The following is a 16,402-nucleotide window of genomic DNA, read 5'->3' as shown; positions in this document are numbered from 1 at the left end:
TCTACTCGGGCTGCGTCACCGTCAGGGCCCACCGGATGCTGTCCTGCGAGGCATCGATCCCCACGGTGAAGGATCCCGGCCGCACGACACCCGCGTCCATGGTCACCGAGCCCACGCCCGCACTGCCGGCAGGGCAGTCCACCGCGAACTCTGCCACCCGCAGCTGCTGTGACTCCATCGTCACCACCACGCTGCCGCCGCCCTCGCAGGCCACCGTGAGCACGGTCGGCAATCCGTCCCACGCGCCCCCCGACGCGACTCCACCGTCCCCCGTCATCTCCTCCACCCACACCAGCCCCTCCGGCCCGGGGTGAGGAAGAAGACCTCCGGCCGCCGCCGCGGGCATGACTCCCGCTCCTGTCAGGCCGAGCGCGGCCACCATCGCCGCGGTCGCCATGTTTCTCGCACGCGTCACGCCTGCCCCTCCCGATGGATTGTCATGTAACAGACAGTATGAGGAGGGGGGGCCGCGTGCATGAGTACGGGCACTCATGACATCCGCGTGCGCATGACGTTCGCGCGTCGCGGCCCGGGACGAGGGACGGCGGGGGTGGCGCGGGACGAGGGACGGCCCAGGACCGGTCCGGGGCGGGCGGGGCCGCTCCACACCCGGCCTGAGGTGTCCTGGGCGCTGCGGTCCGTTTACGCCGCTTCCGCACCTCGGCCGTGCAGTCGGACCAGCTCCGGCGTCCATTCCACGTACTCGACCTCGGCACCGTCGGCATGGCGGGCATAGAGGAACCGCCCCGTCGGGCCGCTCGTCGTGGGAGTGGTGATGGTCGCGCCGGCGGCCTCCAGAGTCGCCTTTACGGCGTCGAGGTCCTCGACGACCACGGTGGCGGAGGCGTGCGCGTACGCCGCGCGCTCTTCGGCCGGGCCCGCGATGACGAGGAAGTCGCCGATGGCGGCCAGTTCGACGCTGTGGAACGCCATCCGCAGGTGGGGCGCGGCGCCGGTGAGGTCCTTGAGCAGCGGCAGCGCGTGGTCGAGATCGTCGGTCCACAGCCGGGCGTATGTCCTCAGGATGGTCACGAGTGGCTCCTCACCAGGTCGGCGGCGGCAGGCACGCCGACGCCGCGTTCGGTTTCTTCCGGATACTCGGAAAACGTAGGTGAGTATGCTCTGACGTGGAAGAACGCACTTTCCGGTGAGAGGGGAACCTCGTGGTGACCGAGCAGGTCAGCCGTATGCCCGAGGACGCCGATGTGATGCGCGCCGACTCCCTGGCCCGCGAGATCTACGCCGGTGTGGCCAACAAATGGGCGCTTCTGGTCATCAACGCCCTGGAGGACCGGACCCTGCGCTTCAACGAGTTGCGGACCGCGGTGGACGGCATCAGCCACAAGATGCTCACCCAGACCCTGCGCGGGCTCGAACGGGACGGTGTGGTGGACAGGACGGTGTACGCCACCGTGCCGCCGCGCGTCGAGTACCGCCTCACCGAAGCGGGCCTGGCGCTGCGCGATACGGTCAACGGCATGTGCGCCTGGACCCGCCGGTACCTCAGCGAGATCGAGGCGGCCCGCCACCGCTACGACACACACGGCGACACCGCGCGGTAACCCGCGGCCCTGATCTCGTCGGGGGGTTCCGCACCGGGGGTCAGCCGTCGGCGCGCATCGTGGCGTAGAGGGTCGGGTCGTGGGCGCAGATGATGGCCAGGCCGGGGTCCGCGCGCTGCCGCAGTTCCGCGAGGCGGGCGTGGTTGTCCCGGACCCTTTTCCGGTCGAACGCGACCAGGTTTTCCATGCCGCGCAGGGCCGCGGGTACGCGGGAGCGGCCGTCGATGGTGCCGGGGTGGTAAAAGGCGTCGCCCGCGTGGAGGATCCAGCGGGTGCCGGTGTCGACCGCGAAGCAGGCGTGTCCGCGGGTGTGGCCGGGGAGGGATATCAGGACGATGCCGGGGGCGATGTCCACGAGTTCCTCGGCCGCGGCGAAGCCTTGCCACTGTTCGCCGCGGGGCTCGTGCTCGACGATCTTCGGGCTGTGTGCCCATTGGGCCGAGCGGTAGCGGAGCCTCTCGCGCCACGACGGGGAGATCATCGACCCGAGCCTTTCGGCCGCCGTGACGTGGACGGTGGCGTGCGGGAAGTCCGACAGGCCGCCGATGTGGTCCGCGTCGACGTGCGTGATGAGGATGTCGCGTACGTCGTCCCGGTGGAAGCCGAGTTTCTCGACCTGGCGGGCGGCGGTCTCCTCCGCGGCGAACGAGGGCCTGACGATGTGGCGGGCCGGGCCCACGCGCCGCGCGGGTTCGGAGATGTCGCCGAGTCCATAGCCGGTGTCCACGAGTACGAGGCCGGTGCCGGTCTCGATGAGCAGGACGTGGCAGACCAGGTGCGTGGTGAGGTACCGCATGGTTCCGCAGTTGAGGTGGTGGACCTTCACAGTCGGGTTTCCTTGGGGGGCGCGGGGCCGCGGGGCCGGCTCAGTCGGCGAGGGCGGGCGGTGCCGTGTTGACGAGGGTGGGGTGGGGCTCGTCGCCGGACATCCTCAGGAGGCCCTTGAGACAGCGCGCGGCCAGGATCCAGTTCTTGGGGTTCCTCATGTTCAGGCCGCCGATGAGCTGCCGGAGCATCGTGAGGGTGTCGAAGTAGACGCGCTCGCAGACCAGTTGTTCGTGTTCGTCGAAGATGAAGTACGCCGTCATGCGCACCCGGAAGCGGCTGCCCGTGGGCGGGATGGAGCCGAGGGGGCCGCGGTGGGTGCCGAGCAGCCAGAACTCGACGATCACGGCGTCGTCGCTGTGGCGCAGGGCGATGATCTCGTGATCCTGGTCGGGAAAGGCGACGCGGGTGTTGTGGTAGTAGCCGCGGACGGCACGGTCGCCGTCATGGACGGTCATGGTGGAGATCAGCTCGTAGTGGGGGTGCGGGAACGTCGACAGGACGTCGTCCCACTCCTGACGGACCTCGTCGTGAAAGTGATCGAGGACGAGCTTCTGACGCGCCGCGCGCACTGCTTCGCTGATCATGATCGTTCCGGCTTCTGCTCGGCCATGCTGTGGGGGCGGGGGAGGGAACGTACGGTCGGTCCGAGACCGGTCGCTCAGGCTTGCGCCGATCTCAACTGACGTGCGGTGCAAGTCTTTTCGTTCGGGGTCGTGACGCTAGACTTGCGCCGCAAGTGATGTCAAGTGCATGCCGAGATCCTCGTGGCCGGAAGCCGCCGCGACGAGGGAGGACGACGGATGACGGTTCGAGGCACCGGCCGGGGCAGGCGAGTCGGTCTGACGCGGGACAAGGTGGTCGCCGCGGCCCTTACGATGATCGACCGTGACGGACCCGGTGCCTTCTCCCTGAGGAAGCTGGCCGCCGAACTCGACATCGAGAACATGTCGCTCTACAGCCATGTGCCCAACAAGGACGCCCTGCTGGACGGTGTGGCCGAGGTACTGCTCGCCCGGATCGAATTCCCCCGCACCGGCAGCGACGCCGACGGCGACAGCGGCACGGACACAGGCGGCGGCAGCGGCAGCTGGCAGGACCGTATCCGGGCACATGCCGCCGCGTTCCGTGCCGCCGCCAAGCGCCACCCCAAGGCATTCCCCCTGGTGCTCACCAGGCCGACCCGGTCGCCCGCGGCCCTCGAAGCCATCGGCTCAACACTGGCCACCATCACCGAACTCAACCTCGCCCCCGAGGAGATGGTGCACGTACTGCGCAGCTACACCGCTTTCATCGTCGGCACGCTCATGCGTGAGCTGGGTTACGCCCTCCATCTGGGCACCACAGATCCCGAGCGGATCCAGCAGCGCGTCGACGAGATCACGAGCACGGGCGCCCCGCTCCTCGCCGACGTCGCGCCGTACCTGGCCACGAGCGATCACGACGTCGAGTTCCACTACGGGCTGGAGCTTCTGATCGCCGGACTGGCGGCACGGACCGGCGTGCCCTACGACGGCGGCCCTTCAGAGCCCCGGCCGCCGACCGGTCTCGGCGGAGACTCCGCCGAGACCGCGTTCTGAACGGCCGTCCGCACTCCGCCGGACACGTCGTACACGGTGGAGTGCGGCAGGACGCCCGCGCGGGCTGATGAGGACCAAGCGCCTGTCACTCCGTCACCGGACCGGTCACCCCGGTGACGGACAGGGGCGGCCGGAGTCGGCACGCGGGGCGGAGAAATCCCCAAGGCCGCGAAGATACGTCAGGCCTGGGCGACCGGAGAGCAGGGTCTCGCCGGTGACGGTGAACCCCGCACGGGTCAGCACAGCTCGGGACGCCGCGTTGTCGAGGGTGGTGGCGGCCCGCAGGGCGGTCAACCCGTACCTGCCGGCGGCAAGGCCGCACACCGCCCGGACGGCGGAGGTGGCCAGCCCCCGGCCTGCGGCCCGCTCCGCGATCCGGTACCCGAGCTCGGCGGCACCATCCGCCACGTCCACCAGGTTGACCCGCCCCAGCACCTCGCCGGCGGCGCCGATCAGCACATGGAAATAGCAGACCCCGGCCTCCTGTTCGGCCAGCAGCATACGGTGTCGTTCCTCGAACCGGGTGAAGTACTCCTCGCCTCGGTCGGGAATGGACGCCGCGAAGTAGGCCCGGTTCTCCCGCTCGAAGGCGAGGAGCGCCGGGGAGTGATCCGGACGAAGCAGCTGCGGCTCAGACACGGGGAGGACTGTACAAACCCGGCCGTCCGCATGCCACCTGATGGTGACGAAGGACGGGCGGCCCTGGTGCTGAACCATCAGGGCCGACGCGCACATGGATGATGTGCTGATCCTGCCTTCTGCCTTCTGCCCTTCTGCCTCCGGGCTGTGTTGTGCGGCAGCCGTCGTCGTAGCCGCGCTCAGGCGGCAACTTCGCCTGATTCGAGGACGGCTTCGATGTCCACCACGACGTCGACCATCGCGCTGACGACCACGCCGCCCCGGTCCACCACGTCGTTCCAGTTCACATTGAAGTCATGGCGATTGATACGGGTCGTGGCGAGGAAACCGGCGCGGCGCTTCGGTCCGAGGTCGCGGCCGGCCTCCCACCAAGGGGTGTCCCACTGTCCCAAATAGGTGACGTCGAAGGGTACGGCACGCGTGACCCCCCGTACGGTGAGATCTCCGGTGATCTCGAACTCGGTCGCGCTCACCTGGCGCATGCTCGACCCGACGAACGTCCACGTCGGGTGGTGCTCGACATCGAAGAAGTCGGCACTGCGCAGGTGGGCGTCGCGCTCGGGCTGACCGGTGTAGACCTGGGTCGCGTCGATCGTCGCCTCGACGCGGGCCTTCTCCGGCTCGTCGGGATCGACCTCCAGCAAGCCGTGCACGTTCTTGAGCTGCCCGCGCACGTAGGTGATCATCATGTGCCTGGCACGGAACTCCGCACCGGTATGGCTCGGCTCGAAGAACCATCTGGTCGTGGCCATGGCGGCTCCCTGGCACTGTTGGCCCCCCTCCGGCCAGGATAGGACGTCAGAGGGCCACCGGCCCCCGCAGCGGGTCAGTGCCCCCTCGCAGCGCGTGGCCCGTGCCCGTCACACGGGACCCACGGCTTTCGTCCCATGTCCTGCTGCCTGCCGCTCACGGAAACGCAGCGTTTTCCGCCGTGGCGCCGCCACGGACACTGTGTGCTTGTCGTGGGCACGAGCCCAGGGCCCGTGCCCACCCGTTGCGAGTTCTAACTCAGGCGGGCGTCGGCGTATGCGGCCATGGCGTCGCGCTGGTACTCGGCCAGGCCCGGTGAGATCCGTTCGTAGGTGGCCGTGAACCGCTCGTCGTCGACATACATCTGGCCGAGGTTGCGGTAGGCCGCCGCGTCGGGGGTCCAGAAGTCGCAGAGCCGGCGGTACTGCTGGTCCACCTCGTCGAGAACGGCCGGGTCGTCCGCCGGTACGCCGGCGACCATGAACTCGGCCATCCGGATCATCGCCGCCGTCGTCTCCTTCTGTATCCGCTCGGTGTCCTCCGGTGTGAGCGTCGCGGCGAACTCCTGGGCCTTGTCGTAGTTCCGCGGCCAGCGTTCGCGCGCCTCGGCGTCGTACTGGGTGGCGTCGAAACCCTCGAACAGGTTCTCGGCGCGGTTGATGGCGGCCATGGGGGGCCCTCCTTGCGTCGCTTCGAGCTCGGAAACGGTGCGCGTGACCGTCGCGATGACCGCGCCGAGCCGGTCCTGCTCGACGAGCAGCCGCTTGAGGTGACCACGCAACGCCTCGACCGGGTCGGTCTGCCGGTCGAGGACCTCGGTGATCTGCGGCAGCCCGAGGTCGAGCCGGCGCAGGATCAGGATCTGCTGCAGCCGCAGCAGTTGGTCCACCTCGTAATAGCGGTAGCCGTTCGCCCCGACGTGGTCGGGGGCGAGCAGGCCGATCTCGTCGTAGTGCCGCAATGTCCGGGAGGTGACCCCGGACATCCGGGCGACTTCCGCGATCGACCAGGCCATGGCGCGTTCCCTCTCGCTCTCGCGGGCCGGTCTCTCCGGCCCGCGTCTTCGACGGTAGAAGTTGACGCTACGGAAAGGTCAAGCCCGAAGCTCCCAGGTCTTCCGGCAGGCGGGAACGCCGGTGGGCGGTCCGGTCCGGCCGGGTCCGGTGTCACCTCACAGGTCAAGAAGCACATCGGTGGTGGGGACGCTGCAGCACGGCAGCACTTCACCCGGGTCGGGATCCTCCAGGGGGTGCGTCGTGTACTGGACCTGGCCGGTGAGCAGGGGAGTGGTGCACGTGTGGCACACCCCGGTGCGGCAGGACCAGCGCGTGGGGATGTCGCATCCCTCCGCCAGCTCCAGCAGCGTCGCGTACTGGTCCGACCAGTGGGTGGACAGTCCGCTGCGGGCGAAGGTGACGGACGGCCCTGTGCCTTGGGGGCCGGGCGGCTGGTGGGGACGTCCGGTGCCCGGAGAGGTGACGCCGGGGTTGATGGCTGCCAGCGCTCCGAAGACTTCGGTGTGGATGTTCGAGCCGCTCAGTCCCGCCGACTGGAGAGCGGAGGTCACGTCCGACATGAAGCCCGTGGGACCGCACAGGTAGGCGTGCGCGTCGGCGGGTACGCCCAGCTCCCGGACGGCTCCGCTGGTCATGCGTCCGTGAATGACGCACGGCCCCCCGGTGGCCCCGGGATCCGGGACGGTGTATTCCGGAGCGGTGTAGTAGACGAAGGAACGGGCGTGAGGCAGCCGCCCGACCAGTTGCCGGGCTTCCTCCGCGAAGGCGTGCCGCCCCGGGTCACGCGTGGTGTGCACCCACCACACGGCGCGTGAGCTGTGCTCGCGCGCCAGTTGGTGCAGCATCGCCAGTACGGGGGTGACGCCGATGCCCGCCGAGAACAGCGCCACGGGCGTGCGTGCGTCCGCCAGCACGAACGCCCCGCGTGGGGCGGCCGCTTCGATGACATCGCCTCTGTTCACACGCGCGTGGAGGTACGTGCTCGCCGCGCCGCGTTCCTCGCGCTTGACACTGATCCGGTACTCGGTGGCATCGGGAGCGGAGGACAGCGAATACGAACGCACCAGAGCGGGTTGGCCCTCTCTAGGGATCCGCACACTCAGATACTGGCCGGGCATGGCCGTGGGCAGCGGCTGGGAGTCCGCGGAGCGCAGGTAGAACGAGGAGACCGCCGGGGTCTCGTGGACGACCTGGCTCACGCGCAGCCGCTTGAAGCCCTTCCACCCCGGTGCGGCGGGCGCGGGGCCGGGCGGCAGGTCGAGCCGGCGGCTCATCTCCCGGAAGGACTGCTGCCATCCGGGACTGAGCGCCTCGATGTCCAGGGCGGCACGCAGCTTCGCCGGATCCGCCCCCGGGAGGTAGAGAAGGGCGTCGGTGTCGGCGACGGTGAGCGCTCCCTCGCCGGTGCGGGTCCGGGTGATGGGGTCTCCCGCCCGGACCTGGCCCTCGGTGATGACACGGAGGTAGAAGCCGGGGCGGTGGTGGGCGACCAGCAGGGAGGCCATACGCGGTTCGTTCAGCCGCATGCCGACCCGGTAACAGGTCACACGTGGCTGGGTGACCTCGAATTCGGCTCCGCCGATGAGGTACCGGTCGCCGATGCACACCTCGTCGTCCGCGAGCCCGTCGACGGTGAAGTTCTCCCCGAACTGACCGAAGTCGAGATCATCACGCTCCAGAACCTTGCGCCAGTACGCGTAGGACTGCGTCTGGTAGACGAGGACGGCCCGCTGCTCCCCGCCGTGGCCCTGAAGGTCGCCCTGGCCGTCTCCGTCGATGTTGAGGCGGCGCACCATACGAGGACCACCGACGGGATACTTCCACGCTCCCGTGTGGACCGTCCTGCCCTGCCAGGGCACATCCTTCGGCAGTCCCACGTTGACTGACAGCAGGGTCGCCATCTCATCCTCCCAGCGCGGTGCCGCCGCACGGTGAAGCTGGTCGCCTGATGTTGGTCGAATCGATCGGGCGTCTTGGCCCGACTTGTTCGGACGTCCCGGCCGAGACCCGGCCGCCGCCTACCTGATCACCAAGTTTAGTGCTCCGGCTGATCAGCGCCCGGCTTCGAATGCGAACCTTGTATTCCCGGGAACCTTGTATCCCCTGGAACGTATCCCCTGGAACCGTGGTGCCCTGGGCTCGACGCATCGCGCCGCCCGGGGCCGCTCCCCGCCACAAGAGGCAGAGGAACCCACCGAAAGGTACAAAGGTTATGTGAGCAAGAATCCCGAGACCCCTCGCAGCATGGAGGAATGGGCCGACCGGATCCGGAAGGTCTCGTCGGCGGACGACCCCCAGGCCGCCCGTAAGCTGGCCGGCGACATCTACCGTGCCGCGCAACAGGAGCTCGATACCGAGCGTGCCAGGGCTGAGCTCGAACGCGAGGAGTAGGGTCTGGTGGGCTTCGCAGTCCGGAAGCCTGCCGCCCGCGCCCGCCCCCCGTTCCCGACGCCGCGGCCACACGCAGGCTGCGCACCGCGATCCGCGACCTCCTGGACGCACAAGCGGGGCAAGTGGTGCACCAGCAACATCTGCGGCAACCGCGCACGGGTCGCCCGCCACTACGAACGCACACACGCCGACCGCACGCGTAGACAAGCTTTGCGCCACCGGCGGGGCACCACCGTGATGGCCCGGTTCGCGAGCACCGGGCCATCACGCGCACCGGGCATGGGTACGTGCTGTGCGGCGACGGGTTCAGTCCGTCCGGTCACCCGGATGCCCGGCTCGTGCTCGTGCTCGTGCTCGTGCTCGGCGAGCTGTGCTGGTCCTGGGTCCAGCCGCCGACAACGGTCCCTCGTCACCAGGCGGTGAGGTCAACTGCCCGGACACAGTGGGGATCGGTCGTGTCCGCCACCCAGCGCTCCTTCTCGCACACGAGCGCCGGGAGCGCTGCCAGCAGGGCCGTCAGCGCACCGGTGAGCCGTACGTCGGCCGCGATCAGACCGTCGGCTTCCTCGACGGCGAGATAGAGCCGCATGCTGTCCGGGCCGGTGAAGAGGAATCCGCACAGCGCCGGGCTCGGCGGGGTCTCGACGAACGGCCAGGCCAGTGTGCGCAGGACGCGCAGCGCGCGGTCCGTGCGAGCCGGCGGGGCGGGGTCAACGGCGGCGGTGTCCACGCGGACCAGAGCCATGCCCATCACGGACGTGTCCGAACGGGGGAGGTCGCCGGACGCGAGCGCTCGTGTCCAGCCCAGTACCAGTGGGGGGGTGACCGGCTCGTCATCGTCGTCCGACAGCGGGATCTCGTACGTGACCAGCTCCTGCGCCGCTACGGCGTCGGCGGCGCCGGTCACGATCCGGACCGCCTCACACGTCGGCAGGACGCCGCGCAGGAAGGTCCGGCCGGCAAGGGGCACCATCGTGTAGTCGAGAAGGAAGCGCGTGATGTGCGCCTGCTGCTCGACCGTCTCCCCGCACAGGCCGCTCATTCGTTGATCCAGTTCGGGCACTTGTTGACGCCTTTGCAGTACGCCGTGATGACACCGATCTTCTTGCCCTTGCCCGCGTCGTATTCACCATCGGCTGTCCGGCGGGCGTACTGCACGATGACCACGATGTCGACCCGCCTTCCGTTGTTGAGGGCGACACCGTGGTATTCGAGGCGCCCCCCGTTCTTCTTGTCCACTTTCCCGGCCAGGGCCGCGTCAACGATCCGGCACTTCTTGATGTTGTGCTTGCCGGAGAAGTGGTTCCAGCCGAGGTCGCCGTTGCCGTGGCGGGTGGGGATCACCCGCCCGTCGGGATCGGTCTCCTCGCACTTCACCTTCTTGTTCCAGTACCGCTCCGCTGACGCGTCGGCCACCGGCACGGCAACGAGTACGGCGGCTACGACTGTTGTGGCCACGAAGCTCATCATCCTCATGACCGGACCGTGCCACACCCGGGGCGGCCCCATGTCTTCCGCGTCGGCAGATTCGTTTCTCTGTTCCCCGTACGGATGATTCAGGAGCGACCCTCGGACGAGACAGGGGACGGTCGGGGAAGCCTGGCCTCCTGGGGCATCGCGCCCACGCGAAAGGACTGCGCGCTGACGCGAAAGACGGCTTCGCCATGGTGCTGGAAAAGTCATCGACACATCGAGGCCGCCACTTCTCGCGGCGCCGGTTCGGCGGCATCGCCCAAGCGGTGACGGTCCGATGTTCCGGCCCCGGCGTATCCGTCGGCCATCCGCCCGTCTCAGGTTCAGTTTCAGTTTCAATCGCAGTGAGGAACGATCGTGAGCACCCAGCCGGTGAAGAACATCGTCCTGGTCCACGGGGGGTTCGTGGACGGCTCCGGGGGCGGCGAGTGCACCGCCTGCTGACGGACGACGGCTTCCGGGTCAGCGTCGTGCAGTACCCGGCCCACTCGCGCGAGCGGCACCATCACCGAGCCGGCGTGGCGGCGGAAGCCGAGTGGGTACCTGCTGGCGACCGACGACCGGATGATTCCGCCTCCCGCAACGGGCCATGGCGGAGCGTGCAGGCCGCACGGTCACCGAAACCGCTGGCAGCCATGCGGTCCACGTCTCCCAGCCGGAAGCCGCCGGCGACGTGATCAAGCGGGCCGCTTCCGGCGTCGCCGACTCGTGAAACCCATCCGCGCGGGTGTCCCACAGGGGGCACCGAGTCGCGAAAACACATCGCACACCACTCACCGGCCGCCCGATCGACAGGCGAATCCCGGGCGTACACAAAGGATCCGCATGACATCGACCCCGCAGGTACAGACCGTCCGCGGCGCTGTGGCGGCAAGCGACCTCGGCACCGTACTGATGCACGAGCACGTCTTCGTTCTCAACGAGGAACTCCGGCAGAGCCTTCCGGAGACCTGGGACGAGCAGGAGCGCGTCAGCGACGCCGTGACCCGGCTGAAGGCCCTTGCCGCGACCGGTGTCACCACCATCGTCGACCCCACCGTCATCGGGCTCGGCCGCAATGTCGCGCGCGTCGCCCGGGTGAATGAACAGGTCGACCTCAACATCGTCGCGGCCACCGGCCTGTACACGCTGGCCGATATCCCCGACTTCTTCCGGTTCCATGGGCCGGGCACGATGCTCGGCGGCCCCGAGGCCATGACCGAGTTGTTCGTCCGTGAACTCACCGAGGGCATCGCGGACACCGGCGTCAGGGCCGCGTTCCTGAAATGCGCGGTCGAGGACGAACTCACCCCGGGTGTGGAGCGGGTGATGCGAGCGGTGGCCCAGGCGCATCTGCGCACCGGCGCCCCGATCACAGTCCACACCAACGCGAACGCCCGTACGGGGCTCGTGGCGCAGGACGTCCTGCGCGACGAGGGCGTGGACCTCGGCGCGGTCGTCATCGGCCACAGCGGCGACACCGCCGACCTGGACTATCTGCACCGGCTCATCGACAACGGCTCGTACGTCGGAATGGACCGCTTCGGCCTCGACATCCTCCTGCCGGGCGATCAGCGGGTGGCGACCGTCGCGACGCTCGCGCGCGAGGGGTTCGCCGAACGGATGGTCCTGTCGCACGACGCGTCATGCCACATCGACTGGTTCCCGCCCGGCGTTCGAGAGCGGATCGCGCCGAACTGGCACTTCACCCATCTGCACAACGAGGTGCTCCCGGCGCTGCGCCGGGCCGGCGTCACCGAAGCGCAGCTCACCACCATGCTGGTCGACAATCCACGCCGGTACTTCAGCCCCTCCGACAGCTAGAGCGGGTCTTCAAAGTCCCTTCTGCGCCAAGGGCGTTCGGCGCTGCTTTCCCAACACGCCCTGGCCGGCCAGGGCGTGTTGGGGGCTCGGCTCAGCCCCGGCCGCTGTTCCTTGCGTCGCGAGGTGTCATGCCGAACTCCTCCCGGAACGCGGTGGCGAACGAGGCATGACTGCCGAAGCCGCAGGAGTGGGCGATCTCCGCGATGGAGTACGTCGCCCAGCTCGCGCCGACCAGGCGGCTCCGGGCGACGTGCAGCCGCTCGCGGCGGATGAGATCGCGTGATGTGGCGTCGGCCGCCTGCAACACCTGCTGGATGTAGCGCGCGGACCAGCCGAGAGCCCGCGCGGTACCGGCGACGTCCAGGTCCCTGTCGCAGGCGTGCCGGCGTATGTGGCGTCGGATCGCGGCCTCGACCGTCGCTCGTTGCCCTGTGGGCGCCGTGTCGTCGCCGCCCTCCGCGGCCAGGCACACCAGGTCCAGCAGCCGGTCGCAGGCGATGTCGAAGGTGGTCTCGGAGAGTTGCTCACGCTCCTCGTGCAGGGTGGTGGCCAACTGCCGGACGACCCGGCCCAGTCCACGGGCGCCGCTGAGCATGTGCGACCCCCGGGCCGCGATCGGGCTGCGTACGGCTACGTCCTGGCCGGACATGATGAAGGCGATCGACAGGAAGCCGTCGTCGTGAGCGAATGTCATCGGGCGGTCGATGTCGCACAGCACCATGCTGCCGGGCCGGATCTCGGCGGACGAGGTCCCCTGCTCCACCCAGGCCGTGCCGGCGAGCGGTACGAGGAGTTCGTACGTGCCCCGGGGATCGGACCGGATGTGCCGGGTGTCCCTCCGCACCACTTCCTGGCCTCCGGAGCAGAGGGCGAGGCCGTAGCCCTTCGACTGCTGCCACTCCAGGCGTCCGGTCCACGGGGCGTCGTGGTCCGACACGCTGATCCGGCTCGCGCCGTGGAGGCCGGTGAAGACCTCGTCCCAGGCGCTCGCCGAGGAGAGAGTGAGAGCTTGGCTCCAGGAATGCACACCTCATCCTAAATCCGCCCGGGAGCGAGGCCCTGGCGTTCTCCTCCCTCCTCCCTTCCCTCCCTTCCGGCCGCCCGCACGCCACCACCGCGATCGAGGAGGATCCGTCGGGAGGCGCGTGCGGGGGGTCGGCGGTTCGGACGGTCTCGGTCGCCCGTATCCGGAACAGGAAGATCGGCCGGACAGAGCCTAGTTGGCGGTCACGATCGCGACGTAATCCGGATTGTCGAATGCCTGCGCGGTGCGGTCGTACGTCGCCTCGTCGAAGTCCCGGGCGGCGTCGAATACGACCAGGCCGGCGCCGCGCAAGCGCGGCGCGGCAGCATTGCCCACGACGAAAGTCCGCCACTCAGTCCGCCTGGCGAAGGGCCGACCGTTCCTGCCGCCACTCGCGCAGCAGGTGTGCGCCGAGCCGGTCTTCGAGCAGTCCGGTGGCCTCGATGCCGAACACCACGTCCGGTTCCAGATGCGGTTCGTCCTCCAGCAGTGGGGTGATGATCTCGTGCCGGACGACCTGTTCGTGGACGGCGTCGGCTTCCACGTGTTCGTCGTAGAAGCGCTGCGCGGCCGGTCCGGCTCCCGTGCGGCGCAGAGCGTCGGCCAGTCGGCGCGAGCCCGGTGAGGAGGTCACCTCGACGGCCGCGAAGTGGCCGATCAGAGCGCCTCGCAACGCTCGGTGCAGCCCGAGCAGGGACATCACCGTCACCGGGGCCAGCGCCTCGTCCGGAGCCTCGTCGACGTAGCGGCCGTAACCGTGCTCCAGGCCGAGGTCGTCCATCAGGTCGGCGAACAGGCGCGCGTGGATGTCCTCGGCGCGCCCGGCGCCGAACTCGTCGAATTCCACCGCCACCATGGCCGCCTTGGCCCGCCCGTGGAGTCGCGGGATCACCCAGGCATGCGGGTCCGCCTCCTTGAGGTGGTACAGGGACCGCAGCGCCGCGTACTCCCGCAGGTGTTCCGGTCGGCCCTCGCGCTGGAGATAGTGGCTGACGCCCGTGCCGTCGTCGAGGGGCTCCACCAGGATCCGCTCCAGGGCCGTCTCGGCGCTCGCGACGCCCGGGGCGTCCGCGCGCAGCGCGTCCAGGTACCGTCGCTCCAACCCGGCGCGCAGCCGCAGCAGGTCAGGGTCCCATTCGCGGTCGTCTCCGACGCCCTCGAACCCCTGATAGTGCAGTTCATACAGTACGTACAGGGCAAGTTGGACGTCCCCGCCGTAGGGATCGGTCGCGGAGCCCACCGCCTCCGGTACGGGCGGCGGGCGCTCCCGGTCGCGCAGCGACGCCAGAAGGGCCGCGGACAGGTCGCCCCGTGGTGTCGGCAGTCCGGGGCGGGTGAGTCGTGACTCGGTGTACGCCGTCGCGGTCATTCCGGGTCTCCGCTCGTGTCATCGCGGGTGGGGCTGGAGGGATCGTCTGTGGGGTGGGGCTCGTCGCCCCGAGGGGCGGTGTCAGCGGTGGCTCGGGGGCCGGACGCCTCGGAAACTCTGCGGCGGTGGCTGGTGTCGCACCACGGGTAGGCGCGGCTGCGGCGGCACGTGCACACCGCCACCATGAAGCGTTCCGAGGTGACGGATACACCGTCATCCCCTATGACGGTGACGGGTCCTTCCACCAGCATCGGGCCGTTGCGTTCGAGGCGTACCCGGCGGGGACGTTCAGGGTTGTTCAGCACGGATGACCACCAGTTCCTCTTTGTCCTGTCCGTCGTCTACCAGGCCGCGTCCGCGCAGCCATGACAGCCGGGAACGCATGACCGGTCCGAACGGGACCAGCGCGCGGTCACACACCTCCGCGCGCAGGCCTGCCGCCGTCAGCCGGTCGACCGTGAGCTCGGATCCGCACAGCGCGGAGTGGACCATGAGCAGCACACCCCCGGGACGCAGCGCGTTCGCGGCGCAGACGCAGACCTGGTCGACGAGGGCCCGCCCGTTGTGCCCGCCTTCCCAGGCACGGGCCGCTCCGCCGCGCGGGAGTCCGGCCGGCGGTGTGGGTACGTAGGGCGGGTTGCTGATGACCACGTCGTACCGCCTGCCGTCCGGCCGTGCGATCGCGGACACGTCTCCACGGCGTACCGTGACGCGCTGGCGCGACAGCACGGCGTTCATCCGCGTGCACAGCACCGCGCGCCGCGATATGTCGATGGCTGTCACCCGGGCGCCGCGCCGGGCGGCGCAGAGGGCCAGCACTCCGGTCCCCGTGCCGAGGTCGAGAACATCCATGCCCGGCCCGACCTCCTCTCTGCGAATGGCCCGCATCAGGAGCTGGGAATCGTGCTGTGGCGCGTAGACGCCGGGGATCGTCAGCGTGCGCCGCGCCCTGTCGTCGGTCCGTGGTACGGCCATGGAACCACCTCGTCGTCGTCGGAATCGTGCCCGACCTTCTTCCAGGGTCGGCGTGACGAGGACGCGGGACCACTCGGGGCGGTCACGGAACGTGCGTACCGCTGCCCCGGGGGATCTCGTCGGGTTCGATGCTCACTGTCCGGCGTATGCCCGTGCGCCGTCGGTCCACGCCTGTTCGGTTCGATCTCCGGAACGGCGCTTCCCGGCCCGCCAAACGGGCACAGATACCGATTGGCCGGGCCCCCTGGCGTAGACGCGCCCCTGGTCATCCTGGCCGAGTACACGTCATCAGTAGCTCTCGACCTGCGAGAACACACGACGCCGCCGCGGTGGGACCAGGCTTCTCGCGAGCCGTTCCTGGCCCGGCCGGCGATGCCCTGGTGCCGCCGGTCGCGCTGTCCGAACCCTTCACCGCATACGTGCACATCCCTCCTCGGCCTGCCACACGGTTCCGCCGATATCGTCACGGTCCGTGATGAACCAGGCTGGTCGACCGCTGATACGGTCCGCCACGGCCCACTCGCCGAACGACTGCGAAGCCATGTGACGCGGTATCCGGGCGGCGGCTACCGCCCATCGCGCCGGGCGCTCCGACGCGTGCACTGGCCGGCGCGATCGGGCGGCAGGTTCTCCGCTGGGCCGGATCGGCCGGGCGATGTATAGCGAAGCCCTGGCAGCGGAGGCGGGCTTTGGAACTCCTGACGAAATGCCTCAGGTGACAGTGGCAGTCGAGCAGCGGTTCGCCCAGGGAGTCGCGATGGCGGCCAGGCCCCCGGCGCCTCACCTGAACGAGGCGATCCTTGCCGTCAGCCTTGTCAGCCTTGTGGTCGCCGTGGTGGCGAAGGCGGCCCTTCGAGACGACACGGATGTGGTTGTTCCGTACGTCGGCGAGTTCCATGCGCCAGTGGAGGTTGTCGCAGGCCAGCGCGAGTGAGGCCACCCACCGGGTCATGCTGCCCCACGTACCGGCCATACACCGGTGATCGGCCCGACCC

Annotated in this window: 22 protein-coding genes; 7 read left to right on the top strand and 15 right to left on the bottom strand. The window is 69.4% G+C overall.

What is annotated here, in order from left to right; translation table 11 throughout:
* Position 1 precedes the first annotated feature (1 nt).
* Positions 2–415: a hypothetical protein gene (locus ACZ7LS_RS12160; RefSeq protein ID WP_382519332.1), complete on the bottom strand. Its 414-nt coding sequence runs from the start codon at positions 413–415 to the stop codon at positions 2–4.
* Between the two features lie 227 nt (positions 416–642).
* A complete protein-coding gene (locus ACZ7LS_RS12155) occupies positions 643–1,032 on the bottom strand; it encodes a VOC family protein (protein ID WP_382519334.1) in 390 nt (129 codons plus the stop codon).
* A 131-nt stretch (positions 1,033–1,163) separates the two neighbouring features.
* Between ACZ7LS_RS12155 and ACZ7LS_RS12150 the strand changes: the two genes are divergently transcribed.
* Positions 1,164–1,562, top strand: a complete 399-nt coding sequence (locus ACZ7LS_RS12150) for a winged helix-turn-helix transcriptional regulator (protein WP_382665310.1) — start codon at positions 1,164–1,166, stop codon at positions 1,560–1,562.
* A gap of 40 nt (positions 1,563–1,602) precedes the next feature.
* Here the strand turns inward: ACZ7LS_RS12150 and ACZ7LS_RS12145 are convergent, their stop codons facing one another.
* On the bottom strand, positions 1,603–2,388 hold the full coding sequence (locus ACZ7LS_RS12145; RefSeq protein WP_385129516.1) for an MBL fold metallo-hydrolase: 786 nt from the start codon (positions 2,386–2,388) through the stop codon (positions 1,603–1,605).
* Between the two features lie 40 nt (positions 2,389–2,428).
* Positions 2,429–2,974 (bottom strand): ester cyclase, encoded by a 546-nt coding sequence (locus ACZ7LS_RS12140; RefSeq protein WP_385129514.1) that lies wholly within the window; start codon positions 2,972–2,974, stop codon positions 2,429–2,431.
* Between the two features lie 216 nt (positions 2,975–3,190).
* On the opposite strand from ACZ7LS_RS12140, the gene ACZ7LS_RS12135 reads away from it, so the two are divergent.
* Positions 3,191–3,967, top strand: coding sequence for a TetR/AcrR family transcriptional regulator C-terminal domain-containing protein (locus ACZ7LS_RS12135; protein WP_385129512.1), 777 nt, complete (start codon positions 3,191–3,193; stop codon positions 3,965–3,967).
* Between the two features lie 105 nt (positions 3,968–4,072).
* Here ACZ7LS_RS12135 and ACZ7LS_RS12130 read toward each other — a convergent pair whose 3' ends face one another.
* The 4 genes from ACZ7LS_RS12130 to ACZ7LS_RS12115 all read right to left on the bottom strand — a co-directional run bounded on the left by ACZ7LS_RS12130 (position 4,073) and on the right by ACZ7LS_RS12115 (position 8,273).
* Positions 4,073–4,606, bottom strand: a complete 534-nt coding sequence (locus ACZ7LS_RS12130; RefSeq protein ID WP_385129510.1) for a GNAT family N-acetyltransferase — start codon at positions 4,604–4,606, stop codon at positions 4,073–4,075.
* Between the two features lie 179 nt (positions 4,607–4,785).
* The gene (locus tag ACZ7LS_RS12125) at positions 4,786–5,358 is read right to left on the bottom strand and encodes a YceI family protein (RefSeq protein WP_382873260.1); all 573 of its coding nucleotides are present in this window, start codon (positions 5,356–5,358) and stop codon (positions 4,786–4,788) included.
* A 251-nt stretch (positions 5,359–5,609) separates the two neighbouring features.
* Positions 5,610–6,371 carry a MerR family transcriptional regulator gene (locus ACZ7LS_RS12120; RefSeq protein WP_382665304.1) on the bottom strand — a complete coding sequence of 254 codons (762 nt, stop codon included), beginning with the start codon at positions 6,369–6,371 and terminating at the stop codon, positions 5,610–5,612.
* A 156-nt stretch (positions 6,372–6,527) separates the two neighbouring features.
* Positions 6,528–8,273 (bottom strand): MOSC domain-containing protein, encoded by a 1,746-nt coding sequence (locus ACZ7LS_RS12115; protein ID WP_385129508.1) that lies wholly within the window; start codon positions 8,271–8,273, stop codon positions 6,528–6,530.
* 313 nt (positions 8,274–8,586) lie between these two features.
* On the opposite strand from ACZ7LS_RS12115, the gene ACZ7LS_RS12110 reads away from it, so the two are divergent.
* Positions 8,587–8,763, top strand: a complete 177-nt coding sequence (locus tag ACZ7LS_RS12110; protein ID WP_385129506.1) for a hypothetical protein — start codon at positions 8,587–8,589, stop codon at positions 8,761–8,763.
* Positions 8,764–8,769: 6 nt separating this feature from the next.
* Positions 8,770–9,186: a CGNR zinc finger domain-containing protein gene (locus ACZ7LS_RS12105; RefSeq protein WP_385129504.1), complete on the top strand. Its 417-nt coding sequence runs from the start codon at positions 8,770–8,772 to the stop codon at positions 9,184–9,186.
* Here the strand turns inward: ACZ7LS_RS12105 and ACZ7LS_RS12100 are convergent.
* Together ACZ7LS_RS12100 and ACZ7LS_RS12095 are read right to left on the bottom strand one after the other, a co-directional pair.
* Positions 9,173–9,805, bottom strand: a complete 633-nt coding sequence (locus ACZ7LS_RS12100; RefSeq protein WP_385129502.1) for a hypothetical protein — start codon at positions 9,803–9,805, stop codon at positions 9,173–9,175. The genes ACZ7LS_RS12105 and ACZ7LS_RS12100 overlap by 14 nt on opposite strands.
* The gene (locus ACZ7LS_RS12095; protein WP_385129500.1) at positions 9,802–10,221 is read right to left on the bottom strand and encodes a hypothetical protein; all 420 of its coding nucleotides are present in this window, start codon (positions 10,219–10,221) and stop codon (positions 9,802–9,804) included. Before ACZ7LS_RS12095 ends, ACZ7LS_RS12100 begins: the two co-directional genes overlap by 4 nt.
* Positions 10,222–10,825: 604 nt before the next feature.
* Here ACZ7LS_RS12095 and ACZ7LS_RS12090 point away from each other — a divergent pair.
* Positions 10,826–10,948 (top strand): hypothetical protein, encoded by a 123-nt coding sequence (locus tag ACZ7LS_RS12090; protein WP_382519358.1) that lies wholly within the window; start codon positions 10,826–10,828, stop codon positions 10,946–10,948.
* 113 nt (positions 10,949–11,061) lie between these two features.
* Positions 11,062–12,039: a phosphotriesterase family protein gene (locus tag ACZ7LS_RS12085; RefSeq protein WP_385129497.1), complete on the top strand. Its 978-nt coding sequence runs from the start codon at positions 11,062–11,064 to the stop codon at positions 12,037–12,039.
* Between the two features lie 91 nt (positions 12,040–12,130).
* On the opposite strand, the gene ACZ7LS_RS12080 is transcribed toward ACZ7LS_RS12085, so the two are convergent.
* The 5 genes from ACZ7LS_RS12080 to ACZ7LS_RS12060 all read right to left on the bottom strand — a co-directional run bounded on the left by ACZ7LS_RS12080 (position 12,131) and on the right by ACZ7LS_RS12060 (position 15,407).
* A complete protein-coding gene (locus ACZ7LS_RS12080; protein WP_385129495.1) occupies positions 12,131–13,066 on the bottom strand; it encodes an AraC family transcriptional regulator in 936 nt (311 codons plus the stop codon).
* 189 nt (positions 13,067–13,255) lie between these two features.
* Entirely contained in the window at positions 13,256–13,399 is a 144-nt protein-coding gene (locus ACZ7LS_RS12075) for a hypothetical protein (protein ID WP_382665298.1), read from the bottom strand.
* 16 nt (positions 13,400–13,415) lie between these two features.
* The gene (locus tag ACZ7LS_RS12070) at positions 13,416–14,432 is read right to left on the bottom strand and encodes an iron-containing redox enzyme family protein (protein ID WP_385129493.1); all 1,017 of its coding nucleotides are present in this window, start codon (positions 14,430–14,432) and stop codon (positions 13,416–13,418) included.
* Positions 14,429–14,683, bottom strand: a complete 255-nt coding sequence (locus ACZ7LS_RS12065; protein ID WP_385129846.1) for a CDGSH iron-sulfur domain-containing protein — start codon at positions 14,681–14,683, stop codon at positions 14,429–14,431. The genes ACZ7LS_RS12070 and ACZ7LS_RS12065 overlap by 4 nt, the downstream gene beginning before the upstream one ends.
* Positions 14,684–14,720: 37 nt before the next feature.
* Positions 14,721–15,407: a HemK2/MTQ2 family protein methyltransferase gene (locus tag ACZ7LS_RS12060; RefSeq protein WP_382519366.1), complete on the bottom strand. Its 687-nt coding sequence runs from the start codon at positions 15,405–15,407 to the stop codon at positions 14,721–14,723.
* 655 nt (positions 15,408–16,062) lie between these two features.
* Between ACZ7LS_RS12060 and ACZ7LS_RS12055 the strand changes: the two genes are divergently transcribed.
* Entirely contained in the window at positions 16,063–16,341 is a 279-nt protein-coding gene (locus ACZ7LS_RS12055; protein WP_385129490.1) for a hypothetical protein, read from the top strand.
* Positions 16,342–16,402 lie beyond the last annotated feature (61 nt).

The organism is Streptomyces sp. NPDC039430 (genome assembly GCF_055639435.1).
The sequence above is the reverse complement of the archived record's forward strand: the minus strand, read 5'-3'. Positions and strand labels throughout refer to the sequence as shown.

Bases quoted from the DNA above. Each gene is read 5' to 3' on its own strand.
- ACZ7LS_RS12140 (WP_385129514.1), bottom strand. From the start codon at position 2,974: ATGATCAGCGAAGCAGTGCGCGCGGCGCGTCAGAAGCTCGTCCTCGAT.
- ACZ7LS_RS12135 (WP_385129512.1), top strand. From the start codon at position 3,191: ATGACGGTTCGAGGCACCGGCCGGGGCAGGCGAGTCGGTCTGACGCGG.
- ACZ7LS_RS12125 (WP_382873260.1), bottom strand. From the start codon at position 5,358: ATGGCCACGACCAGATGGTTCTTCGAGCCGAGCCATACCGGTGCGGAG.
- ACZ7LS_RS12120 (WP_382665304.1), bottom strand. From the start codon at position 6,371: ATGGCCTGGTCGATCGCGGAAGTCGCCCGGATGTCCGGGGTCACCTCC.
- ACZ7LS_RS12115 (WP_385129508.1), bottom strand. From the start codon at position 8,273: ATGGCGACCCTGCTGTCAGTCAACGTGGGACTGCCGAAGGATGTGCCC.
- ACZ7LS_RS12100 (WP_385129502.1), bottom strand. From the start codon at position 9,805: ATGAGCGGCCTGTGCGGGGAGACGGTCGAGCAGCAGGCGCACATCACG.
- ACZ7LS_RS12090 (WP_382519358.1), top strand. From the start codon at position 10,826: ATGGCGGAGCGTGCAGGCCGCACGGTCACCGAAACCGCTGGCAGCCAT.
- ACZ7LS_RS12085 (WP_385129497.1), top strand. From the start codon at position 11,062: ATGACATCGACCCCGCAGGTACAGACCGTCCGCGGCGCTGTGGCGGCA.
- ACZ7LS_RS12070 (WP_385129493.1), bottom strand. From the start codon at position 14,432: ATGACCGCGACGGCGTACACCGAGTCACGACTCACCCGCCCCGGACTG.
- ACZ7LS_RS12065 (WP_385129846.1), bottom strand. From the start codon at position 14,683: ATGCTGGTGGAAGGACCCGTCACCGTCATAGGGGATGACGGTGTATCC.
- ACZ7LS_RS12060 (WP_382519366.1), bottom strand. From the start codon at position 15,407: ATGGCCGTACCACGGACCGACGACAGGGCGCGGCGCACGCTGACGATC.
- ACZ7LS_RS12055 (WP_385129490.1), top strand. From the start codon at position 16,063: ATGTATAGCGAAGCCCTGGCAGCGGAGGCGGGCTTTGGAACTCCTGAC.